This window comes from Kitasatospora sp. NBC_01287 (genome assembly GCF_026340565.1).
In the GTDB taxonomy this organism is placed as follows: Bacteria; Actinomycetota; Actinomycetes; order Streptomycetales; family Streptomycetaceae; genus Kitasatospora.
Genome location: NZ_JAPEPB010000001.1, coordinates 5,424,401 through 5,446,943, shown reverse-complemented (window position 1 = coordinate 5,446,943; position 22,543 = coordinate 5,424,401). Strand labels below are relative to the sequence as shown.

Annotated in this window: 21 protein-coding genes, 1 tRNA gene and 1 pseudogene; 4 read left to right on the top strand and 19 right to left on the bottom strand. The window is 72.4% G+C overall.

Annotation, left to right across the window (positions count from 1 at the left end; translation table 11 throughout):
- Positions 1 to 479 precede the first annotated feature (479 nt).
- From rplL to OG455_RS23475, 10 genes and pseudogenes are all read right to left on the bottom strand, one after another.
- A complete protein-coding gene (gene rplL, locus OG455_RS23520) occupies positions 480 to 860 on the bottom strand; it encodes a 50S ribosomal protein L7/L12 (protein ID WP_266296778.1) in 381 nt (126 codons plus the stop codon).
- Positions 861 to 952: 92 nt separating this feature from the next.
- Positions 953 to 1,516, bottom strand: a complete 564-nt coding sequence (gene rplJ, locus OG455_RS23515; RefSeq protein ID WP_266296777.1) for a 50S ribosomal protein L10 — start codon at positions 1,514 to 1,516, stop codon at positions 953 to 955.
- A 375-nt stretch (positions 1,517 to 1,891) separates the two neighbouring features.
- Complete coding sequence (locus OG455_RS23510; RefSeq protein WP_266296776.1) at positions 1,892 to 2,743, bottom strand: hypothetical protein; 852 nt, start codon at positions 2,741 to 2,743, stop codon at positions 1,892 to 1,894.
- 75 nt (positions 2,744 to 2,818) lie between these two features.
- Complete coding sequence (locus tag OG455_RS23505; RefSeq protein ID WP_266296775.1) at positions 2,819 to 3,748, bottom strand: hypothetical protein; 930 nt, start codon at positions 3,746 to 3,748, stop codon at positions 2,819 to 2,821.
- 20 nt (positions 3,749 to 3,768) lie between these two features.
- Positions 3,769 to 4,629 (bottom strand): hypothetical protein, encoded by an 861-nt coding sequence (locus OG455_RS23500; RefSeq protein WP_266296773.1) that lies wholly within the window; start codon positions 4,627 to 4,629, stop codon positions 3,769 to 3,771.
- A 317-nt stretch (positions 4,630 to 4,946) separates the two neighbouring features.
- Entirely contained in the window at positions 4,947 to 5,669 is a 723-nt protein-coding gene (rplA, locus tag OG455_RS23495; RefSeq protein ID WP_266296771.1) for a 50S ribosomal protein L1, read from the bottom strand.
- Positions 5,670 to 5,745: 76 nt separating this feature from the next.
- Positions 5,746 to 6,180 carry a 50S ribosomal protein L11 gene (rplK, locus tag OG455_RS23490; protein ID WP_266296769.1) on the bottom strand — a complete coding sequence of 145 codons (435 nt, stop codon included), beginning with the start codon at positions 6,178 to 6,180 and terminating at the stop codon, positions 5,746 to 5,748.
- A gap of 157 nt (positions 6,181 to 6,337) precedes the next feature.
- On the bottom strand, positions 6,338 to 7,213 hold the full coding sequence (gene nusG, locus OG455_RS23485) for a transcription termination/antitermination protein NusG (RefSeq protein ID WP_266300924.1): 876 nt from the start codon (positions 7,211 to 7,213) through the stop codon (positions 6,338 to 6,340).
- Between the two features lie 365 nt (positions 7,214 to 7,578).
- Positions 7,579 to 7,785: pseudogene (gene secE, locus OG455_RS42240) on the bottom strand (preprotein translocase subunit SecE); the annotation flags it as partial.
- A 366-nt stretch (positions 7,786 to 8,151) separates the two neighbouring features.
- Positions 8,152 to 8,224: transfer RNA gene (locus tag OG455_RS23475), tRNA-Trp, on the bottom strand.
- Positions 8,225 to 8,441: 217 nt separating this feature from the next.
- On the opposite strand from OG455_RS23475, the gene OG455_RS23470 reads away from it, so the two are divergent.
- The 3 genes from OG455_RS23470 to OG455_RS23460 all read left to right on the top strand — a co-directional run bounded on the left by OG455_RS23470 (position 8,442) and on the right by OG455_RS23460 (position 11,061).
- Positions 8,442 to 9,680: a pyridoxal phosphate-dependent aminotransferase gene (locus OG455_RS23470; protein ID WP_266296765.1), complete on the top strand. Its 1,239-nt coding sequence runs from the start codon at positions 8,442 to 8,444 to the stop codon at positions 9,678 to 9,680.
- A gap of 103 nt (positions 9,681 to 9,783) precedes the next feature.
- The gene (locus OG455_RS23465) at positions 9,784 to 10,836 is read left to right on the top strand and encodes an adenosine deaminase (RefSeq protein WP_266296763.1); all 1,053 of its coding nucleotides are present in this window, start codon (positions 9,784 to 9,786) and stop codon (positions 10,834 to 10,836) included.
- Between the two features lie 6 nt (positions 10,837 to 10,842).
- Complete coding sequence (locus OG455_RS23460; protein WP_266296761.1) at positions 10,843 to 11,061, top strand: hypothetical protein; 219 nt, start codon at positions 10,843 to 10,845, stop codon at positions 11,059 to 11,061.
- 12 nt (positions 11,062 to 11,073) lie between these two features.
- On the opposite strand, the gene OG455_RS23455 is transcribed toward OG455_RS23460, so the two are convergent.
- The gene (locus OG455_RS23455) at positions 11,074 to 12,189 is read right to left on the bottom strand and encodes a UDP-N-acetylmuramate dehydrogenase (RefSeq protein WP_266296759.1); all 1,116 of its coding nucleotides are present in this window, start codon (positions 12,187 to 12,189) and stop codon (positions 11,074 to 11,076) included.
- On the opposite strand from OG455_RS23455, the gene OG455_RS23450 reads away from it, so the two are divergent.
- On the top strand, positions 12,190 to 12,828 hold the full coding sequence (locus tag OG455_RS23450; RefSeq protein ID WP_266296757.1) for a MerR family transcriptional regulator: 639 nt from the start codon (positions 12,190 to 12,192) through the stop codon (positions 12,826 to 12,828). It abuts the gene before it with no gap.
- An 82-nt stretch (positions 12,829 to 12,910) separates the two neighbouring features.
- Here the strand turns inward: OG455_RS23450 and OG455_RS23445 are convergent, their stop codons facing one another.
- The 8 genes from OG455_RS23445 to OG455_RS23410 form a co-directional block, all read right to left on the bottom strand.
- A complete protein-coding gene (locus OG455_RS23445) occupies positions 12,911 to 14,362 on the bottom strand; it encodes an MFS transporter (RefSeq protein WP_266296755.1) in 1,452 nt (483 codons plus the stop codon).
- A gap of 126 nt (positions 14,363 to 14,488) precedes the next feature.
- Positions 14,489 to 14,902 (bottom strand): DUF3291 domain-containing protein, encoded by a 414-nt coding sequence (locus OG455_RS23440; RefSeq protein ID WP_266296753.1) that lies wholly within the window; start codon positions 14,900 to 14,902, stop codon positions 14,489 to 14,491.
- Between the two features lie 109 nt (positions 14,903 to 15,011).
- Positions 15,012 to 16,307, bottom strand: a complete 1,296-nt coding sequence (locus OG455_RS23435; RefSeq protein ID WP_266296751.1) for an NAD(P)/FAD-dependent oxidoreductase — start codon at positions 16,305 to 16,307, stop codon at positions 15,012 to 15,014.
- Positions 16,308 to 16,319: 12 nt separating this feature from the next.
- Entirely contained in the window at positions 16,320 to 17,009 is a 690-nt protein-coding gene (locus tag OG455_RS23430; RefSeq protein WP_266296749.1) for a 4'-phosphopantetheinyl transferase superfamily protein, read from the bottom strand.
- A complete protein-coding gene (locus OG455_RS23425; protein ID WP_266296747.1) occupies positions 17,006 to 17,173 on the bottom strand; it encodes a hypothetical protein in 168 nt (55 codons plus the stop codon). The genes OG455_RS23430 and OG455_RS23425 overlap by 4 nt, the downstream gene beginning before the upstream one ends.
- 182 nt (positions 17,174 to 17,355) lie before the next feature.
- The gene (locus OG455_RS23420; RefSeq protein WP_266296745.1) at positions 17,356 to 19,140 is read right to left on the bottom strand and encodes an acyl-CoA dehydrogenase family protein; all 1,785 of its coding nucleotides are present in this window, start codon (positions 19,138 to 19,140) and stop codon (positions 17,356 to 17,358) included.
- A gap of 15 nt (positions 19,141 to 19,155) precedes the next feature.
- Complete coding sequence (locus OG455_RS23415; protein ID WP_266296743.1) at positions 19,156 to 20,889, bottom strand: acyl-CoA dehydrogenase family protein; 1,734 nt, start codon at positions 20,887 to 20,889, stop codon at positions 19,156 to 19,158.
- A complete protein-coding gene (locus OG455_RS23410; RefSeq protein ID WP_266296741.1) occupies positions 20,886 to 22,517 on the bottom strand; it encodes a PfaD family polyunsaturated fatty acid/polyketide biosynthesis protein in 1,632 nt (543 codons plus the stop codon). Before OG455_RS23410 ends, OG455_RS23415 begins: the two co-directional genes overlap by 4 nt.
- Between the last annotated feature and the right edge of the window lie 26 nt (positions 22,518 to 22,543).

Here is a 22,543-nt window from a genome sequence, read left to right as displayed (position 1 = left end):
GAATCGGACACTCCCTACTGCTCGTCCTGCCACTGCCCGCTACTGCCTACTACTACTGCCCACTGCTGCTACCACTGTGCTGTCGCGAGACAGCTGCCGCGCACCGCAGCGGTGCCCAACCTCGCCTGAGGCCGGCACCGCGACTCACGTGGAGTCATTTCCCGCAGCGCCCCCTGGTTATGCATCCAGAGGCCACTCTTCTAACGGCCGACCGCTCTCGCGGTGTCGGCGCGCGCCTTGAGAATCGCGCGCCGCGTGCCGTTCGTCAAGGCCCGGCCGAACCGTGGACCTCGCACTCTCCATCGCTCCACGGGCCTGCCGCGTTACAGCCGGCCGGCGGCGAACCTGGCCGGTCACCCGGCCGCGGCGAGCGGGCGGAACGTGATCACTTTACTCGGCGGCGCTGACAGAAAAGGCCGAGCCGGCCACCCGCGAGGGGTGGCCGGCTCGGCCGGAAGAGCTCGCTCAGAGGCGAGAAGTCACTTGACGGTGACCTTGGCGCCAGCGGCCTCGAGGGCAGCCTTGGCCTTCTCGGCAACGTCCTTGGCAACCTTCTCCAGGACCTTGGCACCAGCGGTGTCAACGAGGTCCTTGGCCTCCTTCAGGCCGAGGGAGGTCAGGGTGCGCACCTCCTTGATGACCTGGATCTTCTTGTCGCCCGGGCCATCGAGGATGACGTCGAACTCGTCCTGCTCCTCGACGGCCTCAACGGCGGCGGCCGGGCCGGCCGGGCCGGCGGCGACGGCGACGGCCGCGGTGACGTCGAACTTCTCCTCGAACGCCTTCACGAACTCGGAGAGCTCGATGAGGGTCATCTCCTCGAACTGCGCGAGCAGGTCGTCCTGGGACAGCTTCGCCATGATGGCGTCCTTCCACTAAATCGGCAGGTGGTGCCGGAATGTACGGGATTGGCGGGCGCGGGCCCGCTGCGAGGGCGTCAGCCCGTCGCCGATTACTCGGCGGCGGCGTCCTCGGCGGGAGCCGGCGTACCGGCACCGCCCTGCTCGGCCTTCTTCTCGCGCAGCGCGTCCACGGTGCGGACGAGCTTGGAGGGCAGGGCCTGGAAGACCGCGGCAGCCTGGGAGGGCTTGGCCTTCAGGGCACCCGCCAGCTTGGCGAGCAGCACCTCGCGGGACTCGAGGTCCGCGAGCTTCTTGATGTCATCGGCAGACAGCGCCTTACCGTCAAGGACACCGCCCTTGATGATCAGCGCCGGGTTCTCCTTGGCGAAGTCACGCAGAGCCTTCGCCGACTCCACCGGGTCACCGGTGACGAAGGCGACAGCCGTCGGACCGGTGAACTGGTCGTCGAGCTCCGTGATCCCGGCCTCGTTGGCCGCAATCTTGGTCAGCGTGTTCTTCACCACGGCGTACTGGGCGTTGGCACCCAGCGAGCGACGCAGGTTCTTGACCTGCTTCACCGTCAGACCGCGGTACTCGGTCAGCACGGCCGCGTTGGAGGAACGGAACTTGTCCGCGATCTCCGCGACGGCAGCAGCCTTGTCGGGCCTTGCCATAGGCTTACGCCTCCTTCCGTGATGTCGAGGTCGGCCGACCTGGACAAGTCGACCTACTGTGCCGTCGGACCATGGAGGGGAAGGAAGCCCGGCAAGGGACTCTCAGCGGAGAACGAGAAGAGCCCCGGCGCACAGGGCGCTCGGGGCTCGCGAACGGACCTCGACGGTTGAACGGGAGACCCGTACGACCGGAAATCCAAGCTCCAGACACTCCTGCGCGGGCTGCCTGCGACGAAGCGCAGATCCTTCGGCCGAGCGTCTCCTCGCGGACACGGCACGACAACCAGCGGTCTTTGGCAAGGTTCAGCGTACGGGCCCGACCGCGCGCATGGCAAATTGCCGCGGCGGCCGGCTGCCGGACGGCTCAGGAGCCGCTCAGGAGCCGCTCAGATCCTGGGTGTCGTCCTCGGCCGGGGCGGTGACGGCCAGCTGCCCGCCGAACTCGCTGTACTGGATCACCTGCTCCAGATCGCCCTTGCTGCCGGTGCCGGAGCGCTGCAGCTGGACCAGCTGGTCCTTGTCGTTGAGCCAGAGGTCCAGGGTGAGGGTGCCGACCCCGCCCTGGCCGAGCGCGGCGGCCAGCCGGCTCCGCCGGTCGGCGGAGAGCAGGTTCTGCTGGGCGGCCACGTAGTCGGCCACCGGGACGGTGGCCGTGTAGTGCTCGGCGGTGCCGTCCCCCACCGTCTCCTCGCCGACCTTCTGCAGGTCGGCGGCGGCGGCCGCGGCGGTGACCGCCTGCAGCGGGTTGAGCTGGTCGACCAGCGGGGCGAACGGCGTCTCCGGCTTGCCGTCGGGCCCCGTCACCTCGCCGGTCTTCTCCCAGTGCTTGCCGCCGAGCCGGGCCGCGGTGGCCGCGTCGCCGCCCTGGTAGCTGACGGTGTCCATGACGATCAGCTGGTCGGTGGCGCCCGGGTTGGTCCTGGCGAGCTGCATGATCGTCCGCGGTGCCCAGTAGAGCACCCCGTCCGCGCTGTCGCTGGTGCCGTCGGGATTGTCGAAGCGGTAGCTGAGCTTGGCCCGGCGGGCGGTCTGCAGCACCTGCTCGGCCGAGAGCAGCACCCCCTGCGGGGAGCGGTCGGCCGGCTTGGACGCCGACGGGGAGGGCGAGGCGGCGGACGGGGAGGGCGTGGCGCCGACGGCGGGCCGCAGGCCGCCGCCCCCGCCGCAGGCCGCCAGGGCGGCGGCCAGCACGACGGCGGCCACCGCCGCGCCCGCTGTCCTGCGCACTCCCGCCACGCTCGCCTCCCGGTCCGGTCCCGTCACCTCAGGGTGCCATGCGTTCCCCGGCCGGTCGCCGGGGGGTCAGCTGCCCGCCTGCCCCTGGCCCATCAGCTGGGCGGCGTCCAGGGTGTCGGCGGCCGGCGGCGGGGTCGCGGTGACCTGGACGCCGTAGTCCGCGTAGGAGCTGGTGATGTCGATCGAGCCGTTCGCGGTGTCCGACTTCGCCTCCTGCTTGAGCAGCAGGCCCTGGTCGTCGACCCAGACGTCGTAGTGCGCCTTGGTGACGCCCTGGGACTTGAGCTGCTGGCGGAGCGCCGAGACCTGGTCCTGGGTGAGCGCGCTGCCCGCGCCGGACATCTGGTCGAGGTCCAGGTCGGCGGCGTAGTGGGTGGCCGGGGTGCCGTTGACCGGGTCCTTGCCGACCTCGGTCACCTGGCCGGAGGCGATCATGGTCTGCACCGCCGTCACCGGGTCGGCGTTCTTCAGGCTGTTGCTGAGGCTGCCACCGGCCGGCCCCATCAGCTTGGCGAGGTCGGCGTAGGAGTACTTGAACCAGTGCTTGCCGCCCATCTGGTCCAGGGTGGCCTGCGGCACGTGCAGGTTCACGTACATCGCGTCGCTCTGGTAGATCACCTCGGCCGCACCGTCGGTGCCGAGCTTGCCGGTCACCGCGGACGGCAGCTGCATGGTGAGGTCCCCGGTCAGGCCGCCGCCCCAGGAGATCGGCCCCTGCGCGGAGAACTCGCCGGTCGCGGCCCTGATGTCCTCGGTGACCTTCGCGGACTTCTGCCCGCCGGTCTTCTGGGCGACCTGCTGCAGGAAGCCCGCCGGGGTGACGCTGATCGGCGACCGGGCCGGCGCGGGGGCGGCGGGCGAGCTCGCCGCGCCGCCCTGGGCCTGCGGGTGGCCGGCCGCGGACTTGTCGCCGCCGCAGGCCGCCGTGCCGGTGGCCAGGGCGATCACCACGGCCGTGGCCGCGAGGGTGCGGGTACGGGTACGGGTTCCGGTCATGCGATTCCCCTCCCTGGGATTCAGTTGAGGCTGCTGAGCAGCTTGGCGGCGTCCGCCGGAGCGGCCAGGTCGCTCGCGGCCGGGGCGGTGACGGTGATCTTCACCCCGAGGTCGGCGTACTTGACCGTGGTGGAGCTGTCGCTGCTGCTGGGCGAGGCCCCGTCGGTGTTCGTCTCGGTCAGCTGGACCAGCTGGTGCTTGGCGTCCACCCAGAAGTCGCTGATCACGGTGGCGCCGCCGTCGCTGGCGACCGCCAGGGCCGCCTTGCGCTGCGCGTCGGTGAGGTTCGGGAGCTTGGCGACCAGGTCGGCGGCCTGCGCCGAGCTGCGGTAGTGCTGGGTGTCGGTGCCGCCCAGCTTCTCCGCCCCGACCTTGGTGAGGGTGCTGCTCTGCGAGCCGATGGTGAGCTCGTCGGCCGGGTTGATCAGCACGGCCAGCGCGGTGAACGGGTCGGCGAGCTGGCTGTCCGCGCTGTCCAGCTTCACCCAGTGCTTGCCGCTCAGCTCGGCGGCCTGGCTGTCGCCGACCCCGAGGTAGGAGCCGCCGTCCACCAGGCGGAACTTGATCGTCTTGCCGGACTCCTGCTCGGCGAGGTCCAGCGCCTGCAGGCCGCTCCAGCCGTAGACGCCACTGCCGCTGCCCGCGCTGCCGTCGTTGGAGCTGAGGGTGATGTCGGCGCTGGCCGCCTTCTGCATCACCGCGGCGGCCGCGATCAGCTCGGCCTTCGGGCCGAGGTCGGGCAGCGCGGGCACGCCCGCGGCGGCGCCACCGGGCTTGGTACCGGTGGCGGCGGCCGGCTTGGCGCTGCTGCCGCAGGCTGCCAGCGAACCCGCCAGCAGGGCCGGCACGGCCAGCGTCGCCGCGATCCGCACGATTCGCACGATTCCCCCTTTTGTACTTCTCTCCGATGACCTGCGGACTCTAACCGACCATGAGGACAGGCTGAAAAGGGGTTTCGGTTCCGCCCGGGAACGGGTCAGGGCCCGCGCTCCTTGCGGAGCACGGGCCCTGACGGTGCGTCAGACCGGTGACGGCTGGACCGGTGAAGGTCGGACCGTGACGGCTGGACCGGTGAAGGTCGGACCGACGAGGTGCTTGCGGGCTGGTCCTGACGACTCGCTCGCAAGCTCGCTCGACGTCAGACCGACGAGGTGCTAGCGGGCTGGTCCTGACGACTCGCTCGCAAGCTCGCTCGACGTCAGACCGACGCCGGGTCCTCCTCGGTGAGGAGGTTGCGCGTGCGGTTCGGGTCCACCAGGATGCCGGGGCCCATGGTGGTGGAGACCGCGGTCTTCTTGATGTAGCGGCCCTTGGCGGCGGACGGCTTGGCCCGCAGGACCTCGTCCAGCGCCGCGGCGTAGTTCTCGACCAGCTGCTCGTCGGTGAAGGAGGTCTTCCCGATGATGAAGTGCAGGTTCGAGTGCTTGTCGACGCGGAACTCGATCTTGCCGCCCTTGATGTCCGTGACAGCCTTCGCCACGTCCGGGGTGACGGTGCCGGTCTTCGGGTTCGGCATCAGACCACGGGGACCGAGCACGCGGCCCAGGCGGCCGACCTTGCCCATGAGGTCCGGGGTGGCGACGACGGCGTCGAAGTCCAGACGACCCTTGGCGACCTCGTCGATCAGCTCGTCGGAGCCGACGATGTCGGCGCCCGCAGCCTCCGCAGCCGCGGCACGGTCACCGGTCGCGAAGACCAGGACCCGGGCGGTCTTACCGGTACCGTGCGGCAGGTTGACGGTGCTGCGGACCATCTGGTCGGCCTTGCGCGGGTCGACACCCAGGCGCATGGCAACCTCGACGGTCGCGTCGAACTTGGTGGTGGAGGTCTCCCGGGCGAGGCGGATGGCCTCGAGCGGGGCGTACAGGCGGTCGCGGTCGACCTTGAGGTCCGCGGCCTTGAGAGCCTTGCTGCGCTTCACTGCTGCTCCTGAGTTCTTGGAGTCGTGGTGTCCCGGGCCGCGCTGGGCCCTACCACTGAAAGGCGGAAGAAGGGGTTCAGCCCTCGACCGTGATGCCCATGGACCGGGCGGTGCCCGCGATGATCTTCTCCGCGGCGTCCAGGTCGTTGGCGTTCAGGTCGGGGAGCTTCGTCGTGGCGATCTCGCGCACCTGGGCCGAGGTCAGCTTGGCGACCTTGGTCTTGTGCGGCTCGCCGGAGCCCTTCTCGACGCCCGCGGCCTTCAGGATGAGGCGCGCGGCCGGCGGGGTCTTGGTGATGAAGGTGAAGCTGCGGTCGTCGTAGACCGTGATCTCCACCGGCACGACCATGCCACGCTGCGACTCGGTCGCGGCGTTGTAGGCCTTGCAGAATTCCATGATGTTGACGCCGTGCTGACCCAGCGCGGGGCCGACCGGCGGGGCCGGGTTGGCCGCACCGGCGTTGATCTGGAGCTTGATAAGCCCCGTGACCTTCTTCTTCTTGGGAGGCATGTCTCTCCGGGTCCTTCCTTCGATGGACGTGCGCACGACTCCGGGGCGACACCCGGGTACGCGTACACACAGCGGACCAGGCTAACGCGGATGCGGCGCCTGGCCAAAACGGGTTGGGGGTGGGGCCGCGGCCCCACCCCCAACCCGAAGACTGGGATCAGTTCTTCTGGATCTGGTCGAACGACAGCTCGACCGGGGTCTCGCGGCCGAAGATCTCGACCAGACCCTTGACCTTCTTCGAGTCGGGGTTGATCTCGTTGATGGTCGCCTGCAGGGTCGCGAAGGGGCCGTCGGTGACGGTGACCGAGTCGCCGACCTCGAAGTCGAGCACCTGGATCTCGCTCGGCTTGATCGGCGAGGGCTTGCCGGCCTCCTTGGCGGCGGCGCGCTCGACGTCGGGGGCGAGCATCTTGACGACCTCGTCCAGGGTCAGCGGGTACGGGTCGTAGGCGTTGCCGACGAAGCCGGTGACACCCGGGGTGTTGCGCACCACGCCCCAGGACTCGGCGGTCAGGTCGAGGCGGACCAGCACGTAGCCGGGGAGCTTGTTCTGCCGGATCGTCTTGCGGTCGCCGTTCTTGATCTGGACGACCTCCTCCTGCGGCACCTCGGCCTGGAAGATGTACTCCTCGACGTTCAGCGAGACGGCGCGCTGCTCCAGGTTCTGCTTCACCCGGTTCTCGTAGCCCGCGTAGGTGTGGATCACGTACCACTCGCCGGGCAGGGTGCGCAGCTCCTCGCGGAACTTGGCGACCGGGTCGACCTCCTCGGCCGGCTCCTCGGCGGCCTCGGCGTCGTCCTCATCGGTGGCCTCGTCGGCGCTGTCGGCGTCGGCCTCGCCCTCGGCGGCCTCGTCAGCGTCGTCGGCGTCGTCGGCGGCCTGCGCGATCTCGGCCTGGGCCTCGGCGAAGGCCTCGTCGGCCTCGGCCTGGGCGTCGTCCACCTCGTGCAGCGCGGCTTCCTCGGCGGGCAGGCCGGCCTCGGCGTCCGCCTCCTCGACCTCGTCCTCGTCGCTGTCGACCGCGTCGGTGATCTGCTCGGCGTCCTCGGAGAAGTCTGCGCCCTCCGCGTCGGCGGCCTCGACGTCGGCAGCCTCGGCCGCGTCCAACTCGGCGGCGACATCCGCCTCGCGGATGGGCTCGTCGGCGTCGTACAGGGGGGACTCAGACACGGTGGCTGCTTCTTTCCTGGAGGGGTGGAGATGGTACGGCTCCGGGTCGCGCAGGCCGCGGGCCCGGTGCGCGGACGCGCGGCGGCTGCGACCCGAAGTCCCAACAGTACCGACTCAACGGTAGCGGGCTCGTCCGCGCGGCGGCGACAGCTCGACCCGGGCGGTCCCCCGTTGGTGCTCGTCTGGGGACCGACCCGGGTCGGGGGGTGAAGCTGTGCGGCTACGGCTCAGCCGAAGATCCAGAAACTGCCCTTGGCGAAGCCCCAGTCGAGGGTGGCGACCAGGCCGATCATGACCACCACGAAGACCACCACGACGCTGGTGTAGTTCATCAGCTCGCTCTTGGTCGGCCAGACGACCTTGCGGAGCTCGGCGATGATCTGCCGGTAGTACAGCGCGGTGCGGGCGAAGAGGCCCTGCTTGGCGCGCTTGCCGGACGTCTTGCCACCCTCGCCGGCTGCCTTGTTGGCACGCTTGCGCTCGCGGCGCGAGAGGACCTTGCCCTCATCGACCTCAGTGCCCTCGACAGCGTCCTCGATCAGCGCCGCGTCCTCGGCGCTCTCGGGATTGCCGCTCTCAGGCGTTGCGGTGGAGCCCGTGGTCTCCGTCACTCGTCCTCACCTGAATCCGGGTCCTGCCGAAGGTCACTGGCGTGCCATGGGAGCACGGGCGATCCGGCGCAGTGCTGGCAAAAAAGTCTTGCTGGAACAACCTGGAAGAACCAGAGAAAACATGGCGCCCGCTCCGCATCAAGCCCGCTCGCTCTTGTGGAGCGAACGGGCTGGACGAGGATCAAGCAGCAGGGCACGAGGGACTTGAACCCCCAACCGCCGGTTTTGGAGACCGGTGCTCTACCAATTGAGCTAGTGCCCTTCGGCGCCTGGCGGTGCCGGAGTCGACGCTTAACCTACCCCATCTCCGAGCCCGCATGTTGAACGCTGCGGGTCTTCACGGTGGCGGGCGCTGCCGTCGATCAGTGAGTGTACGGGTTCAGCGGCGTTTGGTCGAACCTCTTCACCGGGCGGACGTGACGCGCACGGATCGTGAAACGCCGGGGCGCCGGGTCCGCGGCTTCTGCGACCATGCAGGTATGAGCGACTCCACCCCCGCCAACGTCAGCCCCGTCGATCGCCGGGTGTCCGCCCGCATCGGCGCCATCGCCGAGTCCGCCACCCTCGCCGTCGATGCCAAGGCCAAGGCCCTCAAGGCGGCCGGCCGCCCGGTGATCGGCTTCGGGGCCGGTGAGCCCGACTTCCCCACCCCGGACTACATCGTCGAGGCCGCGGTCGAGGCCTGCCGGGACCCGAAGAACCACCGGTACACCCCGGCCGGCGGGCTGCCCGAGCTCAAGGCGGCCATCGCGGCGAAGACCCTGCGGGACTCCGGCTACCAGGTCGACGCCTCGCAGGTGCTGGTGACCAACGGCGGCAAGCAGGCCATCTACGAGGCCTTCGCCGCCATCCTCGACCCGGGTGACGAGGTCATCGTCCCGGCCCCGTACTGGACCACCTACCCCGAGTCGATCCAGCTGGCCGGCGGCGTGCCGGTCGAGGTGGTGGCCGACGAGACCACCGACTACAAGGTCTCGGTCGAGCAGCTGGAGGCGGCCAGGACCGCGAACACCAAGGTGGTGCTCTTCGTCTCGCCGTCCAACCCGACCGGCTCGGTCTACACCGAGCCCGAGGCCGAGGCGATCGGCCGCTGGGCGCTGGAGCACGGCCTGTGGGTGCTGACCGACGAGATCTACCAGCACCTGGTCTACGGCGACGCCACCTTCACCTCGCTGCCCGCGCTGCTGCCGGAGCTGGCCGACAAGTGCATCGTGGTCAACGGGGTGGCCAAGACCTACGCGATGACCGGCTGGCGGGTGGGCTGGCTGATCGGGCCCAAGGACGTGGTGGCCGCCGCCGCCAACCTGCAGTCGCACGCCACCTCCAACGTGAGCAACGTGGCCCAGCGGGCCGCGCTGGCCGCGGTCAGCGGTGACCTGTCGGCCGTCGACGAGATGAAGGTGGCCTTCGACCGCCGCCGGCAGACCATCGTGCGGATGCTCAACGAGATCGACGGCGTGTTCTGCCCCGAGCCGCTGGGCGCCTTCTACGTCTACCCGTCGGTCAAGGGCCTGCTGGGCAAGGAGATCCGCGGCAGGCGCCCGCAGACCTCCGCCGAGCTGGCCGCGCTGATCCTGGACGAGGCCGAGGTCGCCGTGGTCCCGGGCGAGGCCTTCGGCACCCCCGGCTACCTGCGGCTCTCCTACGCGCTGGGCGACGCGGACCTGGCCGAGGGCGCGAGCCGGATGCAGAAGCTGCTCGGCGAGGCGCAGGCCTGACCGGAGCCCGCGATCAGCGGGAGGCACCCCGCCCCTGTCACTCCTTCGAGGGATGAGACAGGGGCGGTTCCCGTTCCGGGGGTCGATGCGGCAGGATTCGGCAATGGAACAGCATGCAGTGGAACAGCGAGACGTCCGGGCGCTGCCGAAGGCCCATCTCCACCTGCACTTCACCGGATCGATGCGCCCCGCCACGCTGCTGGAGCTGGCCGACAAGCACCGGGTCCGGCTGCCGGAGGCGCTCAGCTCCGGCACGCCCCCCAGGCTGCGCGCCACCGACGAGCGCGGCTGGTTCCGGTTCCAGCGGCTCTACGACACCGCCCGCTCGGTACTGCGCGATGAGCAGGACATCCGCCGGCTGGTCCGGGAGGCCGCCGAGGACGAGGTGGCGGACGGCTCGCGCTGGCTGGAGATCCAGGTCGACCCGACCTCCTACGCGCCCCGGCTCGGCGGCCTGATCCCGGCCCTCGAACTGATCCTGGACGCGGTGCGGGAGGCGTCCGCCGCCACCGGCGTGGGGATGCGGGTCCTGGTCGCGGCGAACCGGATGAAGTCGCCGATGGACGCCCGCACGCTGGCCCGGCTCGCGGTGCGCTACGCCGACGACGGCGTGGTCGGCTTCGGGCTCTCCAACGACGAGCGGCGCGGGCTGGCCAGGGACTTCGACCGGGCCTTCGCGATCGCCCGCAAGGGTGAACTGCTGGCCGCCCCGCACGGCGGCGAGCTGGCCGGGCCCGGGTCGGTGCGCGACTGCCTGGACGACCTGGGCGCAGGCCGGATCGGCCACGGGGTGCGGGCCGCCGAGGACCCGCGGCTGCTCCAGCGGCTGGCCGACCGCCAGATCACCTGCGAGGTCTGCCCCGCCTCCAACGTCGCGCTCGGCGTCTACGAGCGGGCGGCCGCCGTACCGCTGCGCGCCCTCTTCGACGCCGGGGTGCCGCTCGCGCTCGGCGCCGACGACCCGCTGCTCTTCGGCTCCCGGCTGGCCGCCCAGTACGACCTGGCCCGCTCGGTGCACGGCTTCTCCGACGCCGAGCTGGCCGAACTGGCCCGTCAGTCGATCCGCGGCTCACGGGCGCCGGAGGGCGTGCGCAAGGAGATCCTCGCGGACATCGACACCTGGCTCACCAAGCCCGGGGTGGTCGTGGAAGGCTGACGCCCCATGAGCTCGCATCACTCCAGCAGTCACGGCAGCAGCCACACGACGCACACCACGACGACCCACACCACGACCCATCACGTGGTGCACCACGTCACCGTGGTGCACCACAGCTACTACTACCGGAGTACCCACGGATCGGGCCTCGGCCTGTCCCTGGTGCTGGTGCTGATACTGGTGGCGCTGGTGGTGTGGCTGGTGGTGCGCAGCCGGCGCGCCTGAGGCGGGCCCGACTCAGAGCGAGACGCCCACCAGCACCGGCTCGTTGACCAGCCGCACCCCGAAGGCCTCGTGCACGCCGTCGCGGATCTCGCGGGCCAGCGCGAGCAGGTCCTCGGTGCTGGCCCGGCCGCGGTTGGTGAGTGCCAGCGTGTGCTTGCCGGAGAGGGTGGCGGGGCCGCCGCCGTAGCCCTTGGTGAAGCCGGCCTTGTCGATCAGCCAGGCGGCCGAGGTCTTGGTGCCCCCGTCCGGCGCCGCCCAGGCCGGGGCGGTCAGCGCGTGCGCGGTCAGCCGCTCCTGGAAGGCCCGGTACTGCTCGGGGGTGAGGATCGGGTTGGTGAAGAAGGAGCCGGCCGACCAGGTGTCGTGGTCCGTCGGGTCCAGCACCATGCCCTTGCCGGCCCGCAGCGCGAGCACCGTCTCGTAGGCGGCGCGCAGCGGCACCCGCTCCCCCGCCCCGGTGCCCAGGGTCTTGGCCACCTCGGCGTACTGGACCGGGCTGGAGGCGCCGGCGGCGTCCTCCAGGGCGAACCGGACCCGGAGCACCACGTAGCGGTCGGGGTCGGCCTTGAAGCGGCTGTGGCGGTAGGAGAAGGCGCAGTCGGCGGCGGGCAGGGTGACCGTCTCGCCGCCGAGCCGGTCGTAGGCGACCACCTCGGTGATGCTCTGGGCGACCTCCTGGCCGTAGGCGCCGACGTTCTGCACCGGGGTGGCGCCGGCCGAACCGGGGATGCCGGCCAGGAACTCGATGCCGGCCAGGCCCGCCTCGACCGTGCGGGCCACCGCCTCGGCCCAGACCTCGCCGGCCGCCAGCTCCAGCTCGGTGCCGGTCAGCGTGAAGCCGCTGGTGGCGATGCGCAGCACGGTGCCGGGGAAGCCGGCGTCGCCGATCACCAGGTTGCTGCCGCCGCCGAGCACCAGCAGCGGCTCACCGGCCGCGTCGGCGGCCCGGACGGCGCCGACCACCTCGGCGTCGGTGCGCGCGGTCACCAGGCGGCGGGCGGGGCCGCCGAGGCGCAGCGTGGTCAGCGGGGCGAGGGGGGCGTTCTCGGTCACGTGCACGCGCTCCACCGTAGTGGATGGCCTGTCGCGTACCCGTCCGAAGGGATTATGGAGAGGTAGGCTATCCATATGCGCGTCGGAGAACTCAGCAAGCGGACCGGGGTGCCGGTTCCCACGATCAAGTACTACCTGCGGGAGGGTCTGCTCCCCAGCGGCGAGCTGACCAGCCACAACCAGGCCCAGTACGGCGAGGAGCACCTGCGCCGGCTGAAACTGGTGCGGGCGATGACCGAGGTGGGCCGGCTGTCGGTGGCCGCCACCCGTGAGGTGCTGGCCGCGATCGACGAGCCGACCGTGGGCCTGCACCAGGTGCTGGGCATCGCGCAGGAGGCGGTCACCCCGCGGGTGACGCCCGGCGACGGCGAGTCCTGGACCCGGGCCAGGGCGCTGGTGGCCGGGCTGGTCGAGCGGCACGGCTGGCAGGTGCAGCCGGAGCACCCGGCCTGCCAGGTGCTGGCCCAGCTGGTGGTGACCATTCAGGACCTGGGGCAGGAGGACCTGCTGGAGGTCTTCGACGAGTACGCGATCGCGGCCGAGCGGCTCTCCGCCGCCGAGCTGGCGATGATCGGCAACCGGCCGGACGTGGACAGCAAGGTGGAGGGCGTGGTGCTGGGCACCGTGCTGGGGGACGCGCTGCTCGGCGCGATGCGGCGGCTGGCCCAGTCGGAGGCCTCGCACCGCGTCTTCGAGCCGACGGGCCGCGTGTAGTCCACGCGGCCCGCCGGCTCGGGGCGGCACTCGGGGCGGCACTCGGGGGCGCGATCCGGATCGGAGGGAGCGCCGGTGCCCGTCAGACCGCGGCCGGGACCTCCCGGTCGCCGGCCTCCTCGGTGGCTCCGGCGCCGCTGGGCACCGCCGCCGGGCGCGGCGGGCGCGGGATGAACAGGGCGCAGACGCCGCCCAGCACCACCACCACGACCCCGACCCAGACCGCCGGGTGCAGCCCGCGGACGAAGTCCTGGGCGTCGGCCGTGCTGCCGTGGGCCAGGAAGACGCTGCTGAGCACCGCGATGCCGAGCGCGCCGCCGATCTCCCGCACGGTGGTGTTGGCGCCCGAGGCCTTGCCCCGGTGCTCGGGGCCGACCGCGCCCAGCACCACGGCGGCGGTGGGCGCGATCGCGAAGCCCATCCCGGCGCCGCCCAGGATCATGCCGCCGACCATGTGCGAGTACGGGGTGTCCGTGGTGGCCACCAGGTTGATCCAGGTCAGGCCGGCGGCCTGGAGGAAGAGGCCGAGCGCCATCAGGCGGCCGCCGCCGACCTTGTCGGTGAGCGCGCCGGCCACCGGGGCGATGAACATCGGCATCAGCGTCCAGGCCAGGGTGAGCACGCCGGCCTGCAGCGGGGTGCGCGGCGGGGCGATCTGCAGGTACTGGGCGAAGAAGAAGATCGAGCCGAAGACCCCGAAGTACATAGCGGCGGAGACGATGTTGGTCAGGGTGAAGGCGCGGACGCGGTAGAAGCCGAGCGGCAGCAGCGGGTGCGGGGCGCGGCGCTCCCAGAGCACGAAGGCGGTGAGCAGCACGGCGCCGGCCGCGAAGGCGCCGACGATCCGGCCGGCCGTCCAGCCGTCGGTGCTCCCGTTGACGATGCCCCAGACCACGGCCAGCAGGCCGGCGGCGGCCAGCAGCATGCCGGCCAGGTCGAGCTTGACCCGCTCGCCCTTGCTCTCCCGCAGCACCCTGAGCACGAGCGGGATGGCGACGATGCCGACCGGCACGTTGATCCAGAAGATCCACTGCCAGGCCAGACCGTCCACCACCGCGCCGCCGACCACCGGACCGAAGGCGATGGCCAGGCCGCTGACCGCGCCCCACAGGCCCAGCGCCAGGCTGCGCAGCCGCTCGGGCACGGCCTGCGAGAGCAGGGTGAGCGAGAGCGGCATCACGGCCGCGGCACCGAAGCCCTGCACCGCGCGGGCCGTGATCAGCTCGCCGCTGGTGCTCGCCATCCCGCAGGAGACCGAGGCCAGGGTGAAGATCGCGATGCCGATCGCGAAGACCTTGCGGCGCCCGAAGCGGTCGCCCAGGGCCGCGCCGATCAGCAGCAGGCAGGAGAAGCTGAGCACGTAGGCGTTGACGAACCACTGCAGGTCGGTGGTACCGGCGTGCAGCTTGACGGCCAGGGTGCGCAGCGCGGTGGAGACCACCAGGTTGTCCAGCGCCACCATGAACATCGGGACGCTGCAGGCGACGATCGAGAGCCAGAGCGGCACTTTCGGCCGGTCGGGGGTGGTGGACATGACGGTCCCCTCCTTGGGAACTTCGTTGCTGCTCAACGGGGGTCGCAGCTCAACGCGGGCTGCTCAATGGGGGTCGCAGCTCAACGCGGGCTGCTCAACGGGGGATCGCCGTTCGACGGAGGCGGGTCAGCCCTGGGCCGCCGCGTCGGCGCGCTGCTGCTCGGCGAGCTTGGCGCGGGCGTCGGGCCAGCGGATCGGGAGCTCCTCGACGGGGACGTCCCAGAAGGTGAAGACGGACTCCTTCACGGTCGAACGGAGCGAGGTCATCACGGACTTGTGCGGTTCGGCCTTGGCGTAGGCGTACAGCGCCTCGCGGCTCTCCCAGGCGGAGAGGGTCCAGAAGGTGCGCTTGAACGGCTGGGCCACCAGGGAGGCGCCGACCGCGCCGGGCGCGCTCTTCACCTGGCGCCAGGCGGCGAGGGACTTCAGGAAGAAGCGGGGCACGTCCTTGAGGGAGGTCACTTCCAGCCGCGAGGCCATGACCAGGGCCTGGGTCTGCGGTCGGGGCGGGTTCGGAGTGGTCCAGGGCAGCGTGGGCATGGTCGAGCTCTCCTCAGATAGTGGAACCTGACACTATCCATTATGCCGGATGGCGGCGGCCTGAAGCCAGTGGGTATTCCACCGCTGCCCCGACCACTGCCCCGGCCGCCTACCGGCCCAGCTCGCGCAGGAGTTGGGACCCCGCCTCCTGGCCGGCCGAGAAGGCCGCCTCGTGCGAGCCGATCTGGTCGTGGTGCAGCTGCTTGGAGTGGAAGTACGAGCCGCAGAGCTTGATCCGGCTGCCCTCGTTGACCTGGTAGATGGTCTGCTGCAGGGTGCGCAGGCCCAGGTCGATCACCGGGTGCTCGTAGCGCAGTTCGCGGATCACCAGCTCCTCGCGCAGCTCGCGCGGGTAGTCCAGGGTGACGAAGTAGTCCCGCTCGGCCTCGAAGCCGTGCAGCCGGTTCATGTAGTACGCCACGTACGGACGCACCGCGCCGTCCAGGACGACCTTGCCGTAGTTCCAACTCTCCCAGCGGGAGCGGTCGGTGGGCAGCACGGACGGGTCGGTGTGCAGCACCGCCGTCGAGGCGTTGTAGCGGATCCGGGCCAGCGTCGCGCGCTGCGCCTCGTTCGGGTCGGTGAGCAGCGCGCGGGCCTGGTCGCCGTGCACCGCCAGCACCGCGTGGTCGAAGTGCTCGACCCCGGTGGCGGTGGCCACGCTCACCCCCGCCGCCTCCTCCCGCACCCCGGTGACCGGCTCGGCCAGCCGCAGCTTGGGGTCGATCGCGGCGATCGCCCTGCGGACGTAGGAGATCGAACCGCCCTCGACGGTGCGCCAGTCGACCCGCCGCCCGCCCAGGCCGCCCTCGTCGTGGGCCAGGAAGAAGGCGATCACGGTGGTGGCCGGCATCTCCCAGATCAGCTCGGCGGGCACCGACCAGACCGCGGTGCAGAGCAGGATCACGTAGCCGTGGCGGAACTCCTGGCTGTAGCCGCCGCGGTCCAGGTACTCCCCCAGCGGGAGGTCGGTGCGCTTGCGGAAGAAGTCGCGGCGGCCCTCGGTGTGGAAGCGGCGGGCCTCGTGCCAGAGGGTGTTGAACTCCGCCGGGTAGCGCCGCGCCACCTCCTCCTGGGGCAGCGCCAACTCGGCGCTGCCGTACTGAAGTCCGGAGTCCAGGTCGAAGAAGTTGAAGCCGCCGGCGTGCTCCTTGGTGGCCACACCCAGCTCGTCCAGGAAGCGGCTGAAGTTGGGGTAGCTGGGGCGGTTCATCACCACGAAGGCGGTGTCGATGCCCAGGGTCCGGCCGGCCTCCTCGACCTCGATGGTGTTGGCGTGGCCGCCGATCCGGTCCTCGCGCTCGAAGAGGGTCAGCTCGGCGTGCTCGCGCAGCCGGTAGGCGGCGGACAGGCCGGCCACGCCGGCGCCGATCACGGCGATCCGGGGCTTGCGGGTGGTGGTCATGGCGGAGCCTTCCTAGGCGGTGAGGAGGGTGCGGTGCAGGCGGCCGCCGCGGCCGTGCTCGACGGCGGCGGCGAGCACGAAGCCGGGGGCGGGGTGCAGCAGTTCGAAGCGCCAGGCGGCCGGGGTGCCGGCCGGGTCGGTCAGCTCGATCGGGCCGGCCTGCGGGGGCGAGAAGGCGAAGCCGGCCAGGTCGCGGCGAAGCCCCGTGCCGAGCGCCTTGAGATAGGCCTCCTTGAGCACCCAGTAGGCGGCCAGCGCGGCGGGTCGGGCGGCGGGCGGGGCGGCCGCCAGCGCGGCGCGCTCGGCGGCGGCCAGGTAGCGCGGCAGGTGGCGCAGCGCGTCCTGGCCGACCGGGGTCCGCTCGACGTCCACCCCGCAGGAGGCGGTCTCGGTGACCAGGCAGGCGAGCATCCCCTCGGTGTGCGAGAGGTTGAAGCGCAGCCCGTCGGCCGGTGCCTGCGGCTCCGGGCGGCCGTGCGGGCCGGTGCGGAACCGCCAGGCGTGCGGCGGGCGGTGCGAGCGGGCGCTGAGCGCGTAGCGGCAGAGCACCCGGGCGCCCAGGTAGCGCCGCCGGGCTCCCGGGGTGCGGCGGCGCGCCAGTTGGGCGCGCTCGTCGGCGGTGAGCAGCGCGGGGCCGCCGTACCGGGCGGCGAAGGCCTCGACGGCGGGCTCGGGCAGCAGGTAGAGGTGCGCGTCGGTCACCGGGGCTCACCGGTGAGTTCGGCGAGCGCGCCCAGGCCGAGAAGGTGGCGCAGCCAGTCGGTCAGCTCCTCGCGCAGCCGGGAGCGGCAGGCGGGGCAGAGCGGCAGGTCGCGGTCGAGGTGCCGGGCGGGGATCGGGTGGGCGCAGCGGGGGCAGGCGAACATCGGGGACCTCCTTGCCGATCGCGGGGCAGTGGTGGGGCAGTCGTACGGCGGTCGCGGGGCAGCGGCGGGTCAGTGGCGGGGGCAGTGGCGGGGCAGCGGCGGGTCAGTGGCGGGGGCAGCGGCGGGGCAGCGGCGGGGCAGCGGCGGGTCAGTGGCGGGGGCAGTGGCGGGGCAGCGGCGGGTCAGTCGAGGGCGCCGGTCGAGCCGGTGCGCTCGGCGAGTTGGAACTGCCGGAGCGAGAAGAGCCGGTTCTCCTGGTGCAGCCGGCGCAGCACCGCCATCGCCTCGTCCACCACCGCGCCGTCGGTGACCGCCTCGTGCGGGTGCCACTGGCGGCGCAGCCGCTCCAACTGGAGCAGCAGCAGCGCGGGGGTGAGCAGCGACTCCCCGGCGGGGGCGTGCAGGTAGGCGTGCAGGCAGGCGGCGACCGCGTGCAGCAGGCAGTACTCCTTGGCCAGGTCGAAGAGCTCGGCCGACTGCCCGTACTCCCGCCCCAGCTCGGCCCGCAGCGCGGTGCAGCGGGCGTGCAGCGCACCGCGCTGGTCGAGCAGCTCGCCGGCGACGGCGGCGGCCCCGCGCAGCCGCTCCCGCTCGGGTCCGGCGGCCGCCTCCGCCCTGGACCGCAGTTCGCGCAGCGCCGCGGGGGCGGCGAGCAGCGCGTCGTCCCGGCCGCGACTGTAGAGCTGCTGGTCCCAGGGCCGGTAGAGCGGCAGTTGCCGCTCGGGCCCGTAGAGCACCGGCGCCCGCCGTTCGGCCGCCGCGACCGGCGCCGCCTCGGGCTCGGCGAGCGCGGCCAGCAGACCGTCCAGTTGCAGGGCCAGGTTCTTCAGGTTGACCACGGTGTTGCCGTCGGCGAAGTTCGCCACCGGCAGGTCGCGCAGCATCTTCTGATGGATGCCGTAGTGCGGGGTGGCGCGCAGGAAGAAGCGGGCGCCCAGCACGATGTTCAGCTGGGACATGGTGCGCTCCAGCAGGGTCGGCACGAAGTACTTCACCACCGAGGACCAGACGCTGGCCTGCTCGGGGAGCAGCTGCAGGCTGCGCACCGCGCCCAGGCTGACCGCGTCGGCGATCAGCAGGTCGGCGAAGCTCTCGACCAACTGCCGCCGGGAGTACGGGATGTCGCTGACCTTGCGGCCGAAGATCTCGCGCTGCTCGGTGAAGTCGAGGGTGACCCGCAGCGCGGTGTCCACCGCCGAGAGCGCGATGCCGCCGATCAGCGTGCGGGCCACCTGGGAGGTCTGCAGCGCGATCTCCAGGCCCGCACCCTCGGCGCCGATCAGCGCGCTGTCGGGGACGAACACCCGCTCCAGCCGCACCCCGCTCATGTCGAGCGCGCGCAGCCCGTGCAGCCGCTCGTTCGGCAGTTCCTCGACGCTGCCCGCCGGGGTGCGGCGCTTCTCCAGCAGGAAGATCGAGTAGCCGGCCGGGCCCCCGGCGGGGCGGGTGCGGGCGAAGAGCACCAGGCCGTCGGCCACCCGGGCGTTGCCGATCAGCCACTTCTCGCCGGTCAGCAGCCAGCCGCCGTCGGTCCTCTCCGCGCTCAGCTCGTTGGCCAGCACGTCGCTGCCGTGGGCGCGTTCGGACAGGCCCCAGGCGTAGCGGCTGCCCTGGCGCATCGTGTCGGCCAGGTACCGCTTCTGCTCGGCCGTGCCGGCGATCCAGGCGGGCATGAAGGCCAGGCTGCTGATGATCAGCGCGGTGGCGGTGGTCGGGTCGCGGCGGGCGATCAGCCGCAGCAGGTTGAAGCCGGTCTCCACGTCGCCGGCCCGACCGCCCTGTGCCTCGGGGATGTTGTACTCGGGCACGCCCCAGCGCTGGAGCAGGTTGACGAAGACGTACGGGTACTCCTCGCGCTCGTCCAGATCCAGGATCCGGGTGAACGGCAGGCGGCTCGCGGGATCGTGCGGGTCGCCCAGGTGCGCCTCCAACTCGGCGGCGAGCTTGGCTAGTTCTTGGTACGGCACAGCCTCTCCTGAGGGCTAGCGGGGGTGGGCGAGCGGGACGGGCAGCGCGGAGAAGAGCCGGTGGCCCTCGCGCAGGCCGAGCACCAGGTCGAGGGCGGGCGCCGCCGGCCCTGCCGCGCGGCGCGGCGCGGTGCCCTCGGCGCGGGCCAGCAGGTAGCCGAGCACGGCGCCCAGCCAGCCCGGGTGGCCCGGCTTGCCGCCGAACAGCGGCAGGTGCCGGTTGGCCCACCACAGGTGCAGACAGCAGGCGGCGGCGTGCAGCCAGGCGAACCGCTCGGCCAGGTCGACGAGTTCGACCCCGGGCCCGGCCGCCCGCGCCTGCTCGGGCAGTTGCCGCACGGCGGCGAGCAGTTGCTCGGCCAGGGCGGCCACGGCCGGGGCGCCGGCCTCGGCGAGCTCACCCGCGGCGGGCTCGGCGACGTCGGCCAGCGTGGCGGTGACCAGGTCCCGGCCGCGGGCTGCCAGTTCGAGCCGGGTCGGGTCGTAGGGCGGCAGCGGGGCGTCCAGCGCGAAGACGGTGCGCAGGGCCGCCGGATCGGCGCCCGCGCCGGTGAGAGTGGGCAGCTGGCCGCTGAAGGAGCGCAGGTTGGCCAGCGTGCTGGTGTCCACCACCCGGACCAGGGCGGCGTCCCGCTGCAGCTTCTGGAAGAGGCCGCCGCCCGGGCCCTCACCGCGCAGCACCGAGCGGGTGGCCAGGGTGGCGCCGCAGCGGGCGAGCAGCTCCTCCACCGACTCGGCCACCACGTGCTTGGCCACGCAGCCCCAGACGCTGAACTGCTCGGGCACCACGTGGATCCCCCGGGCCGCCGCCAGCGCGACCGCGTCGGCGGCCAGCAGCGCCGTGGCGGCCAGCGCCAACTCGCGGCGCTGGTAGGGGGTCTCCAGCAGGGTGGTACGGCCGGTGCGGCGCTCGGCGGCGAAGTCGAGGGTCAGCCGCAGCCCGGTGTCGGCCAGGCCCAGGCTGCCGGCGGTGCTCATCAGCCGCACCACCTGCTGCGCCTTGACGGCCACCTCCAGCGCCTCGCCCTGACGTCCGACCGGTTCGCCTTCGAGCGTCGTGAACTGATCGAACGTCAGATGGGCGAAGTCGATCCCCCGCATGCCGCTGGTGCGCACCGGCGCCCCGCGCTCCAGGCGCCCGGGCCGCGCGGCGGTGAGGTCGAGCAGCAGGGCCGAGAAGGCGCCGGGCCCGCGCAGCGGCGCGCCCTGGGCCGAAGGCCGGCCGACGGTGCGCGCCACCAGGTAGAGCGCCTCGCAGCGCTGTCCGAGGCCGACCATCCACTTGGTGCCGTTCAGCTCCTGGCCGCCCGCCCCGTCCGGGGTCAGCCGCGCCTCGTTGGCCAGCAGGTCGCTGCCGTGCGCGGCCTCGGAGAGCGCGAAGCCGATCGCGCCGCCGCCGCACAGCAGTTCGGCGGCGCGGGCCTGCTGCTCGGGCGAGCCGTGCAGCCGCAGGCAGGTGGCGGCGGTGATGCTGAACATGGTGGCCGGCATCACCGCCAGGTCCCGGCGGGCGGCCGTGCGGACCAGCTGCAGGCTGCGGTCGAAGGACTCGAAGCTGCCGCCCCAGTGCGCGGGCAGGTGGTCGAGGTGGAAGCCGGCCGAGCGCAGCAGCTCGGCGAAGGCGGCCGGGAACTCCTCGCGTTCGTCGCGGCGGGCGGCCGCGGCGAAGCCGTACGGGTTGGCCGGGTCCTCGGCGTCGCCCAGCAGCAGTTCGAGCGCGGCGGCCTTGCGGGTGAGCTCCTCGATCACAGCGCACCGGCCGGACTCATCAGGGCGGCCTCCAGCGGGACCGGGCGGTAGTCGCCCGCGGCCGCCGGGATCTGCACCCCGGCGGTGCGCAGCGCGGCCAGCCGGGTGTGGAAGGCGGCACCGCGCATCAGGTGGTGAGCGACGTCGGCCACCCGCCGGTTGCCGGGCGCCTTGAGGTAGCTGGCGGTGACCCAGTCGTTGAAGCTGCCCATCGCCGGGCCGCACCAGATCTGGTAGTCCAGCGTGCGGTCCGGGTCGCCGGCCACCGACCAGCGCGAGCTCATCCCCAGGTACCAGCGGAAGACCAGCGCCATCCGCCGCTTGGGGTTCTCGGCCGCGCGGGCCAGTTGATCCGGGTCGCGGCGCTGGAAGTAGCCGACGCACTCGCGCCAGACGTCCTCCAGCGGGCGACGGAAGAGCTGCGCCTCCAGCCGGGCCCGCTCGGCGGCCGGGATCGCCTCCAGTCCGTCGTGGGCCTGGTAGAGCTCGTAGAGCTTCTTGGCCCGCATCGGGAAGAGCGTGCCCTTCTTCAGCACCTGCAGCTCGACGCCGAGTTCGAACATGTCGGCGGCCGGGGCCATCTCGCAGTCGGCGATGCCGGCTTCCGCCAGCAGCGCCTTGGTGGCCTTGGAGGCGCCCGACTCCACGCAGGACTGGTTGACCGAGCCGGTCACCACGTAGGCAGCCCCCATCGCGAAGGCGGCGGCCACCGCGATCGGGCTGCCCAGCCCGCCGGCCGCGCCGACCCGGATCGCCACCGGGTAGCGGTGCTCGCGCTGCACCGCGTCGCGCAGCCGCAGGATGCTGGGCAGCAGCGCGGGCAGCGGGCGCCGGTCGGTGTGGCCGCCGGAGTCGGCCTCCACCGTGATGTCGTCGGCCATCGGCACCTGCCTGGCCAACTCGGCCTGCAGCGACGTGATCCGACCCTGCTTCAACAACTGGTCGACCAGCGCGGCGGGAGCCGGGCGCATGAAGCGCTCGGCGGTCTCGGTCCGGGAGATCTTGGCGATCACCCGGTGCTCGGCCACCACCCGCCCGCCGGCGTCCCGGCGCAGGCCGGTCAGCCGGTAGCGGACGATGTGCGGCGTGAGCGCCATGAAGGCCGAGGCCTCCACGCAGCGCACCCCGTGCTCGATGAAGAGGTCGACCGCCTCCCGTTCCAGCCGCTCCTCACTCGGGCTGTGGATCAGGTTGACGGCGAACGGCAGACCCGGGATCTCGGCCGCGAACCGGGCCAGCGCCTTGGCGATCGCCTCGGGCAGCAGGCCGGCGGCACCGAAGGAGGCCAGGAAGCCCTCCCGGGCCAGCGCGATCACCAGGTCGGCGCTCGCGATGCCGCCGGCCATCGCGCCCGCCAGGTAGGGCTGGCGGACCCCGTGGGCGCTCAGGAAGGCGGCCGAGCCGAGCCGCGCGGGCGGCAGCGGGGCGGCGGCGGCCAGCAGCGGCAGGCCGCCGGGCGCGCTCGCGGCGGGCACGGCGGAGCCGCCGGAGACCGCCCCGATGCCGCCCGGGGTGCGGACGACGAAGCAGGGGCGGGCCAGGTCGGCCAGCACCTGGTACACACCGGCCGGGTCGGTGCTCGGGTACGCGGCCCCCTGCCAGTGCAGTGGCGTGGGCGGGTGGGTCATGGGGGAACTCGTCTCCTCGGGCGGCG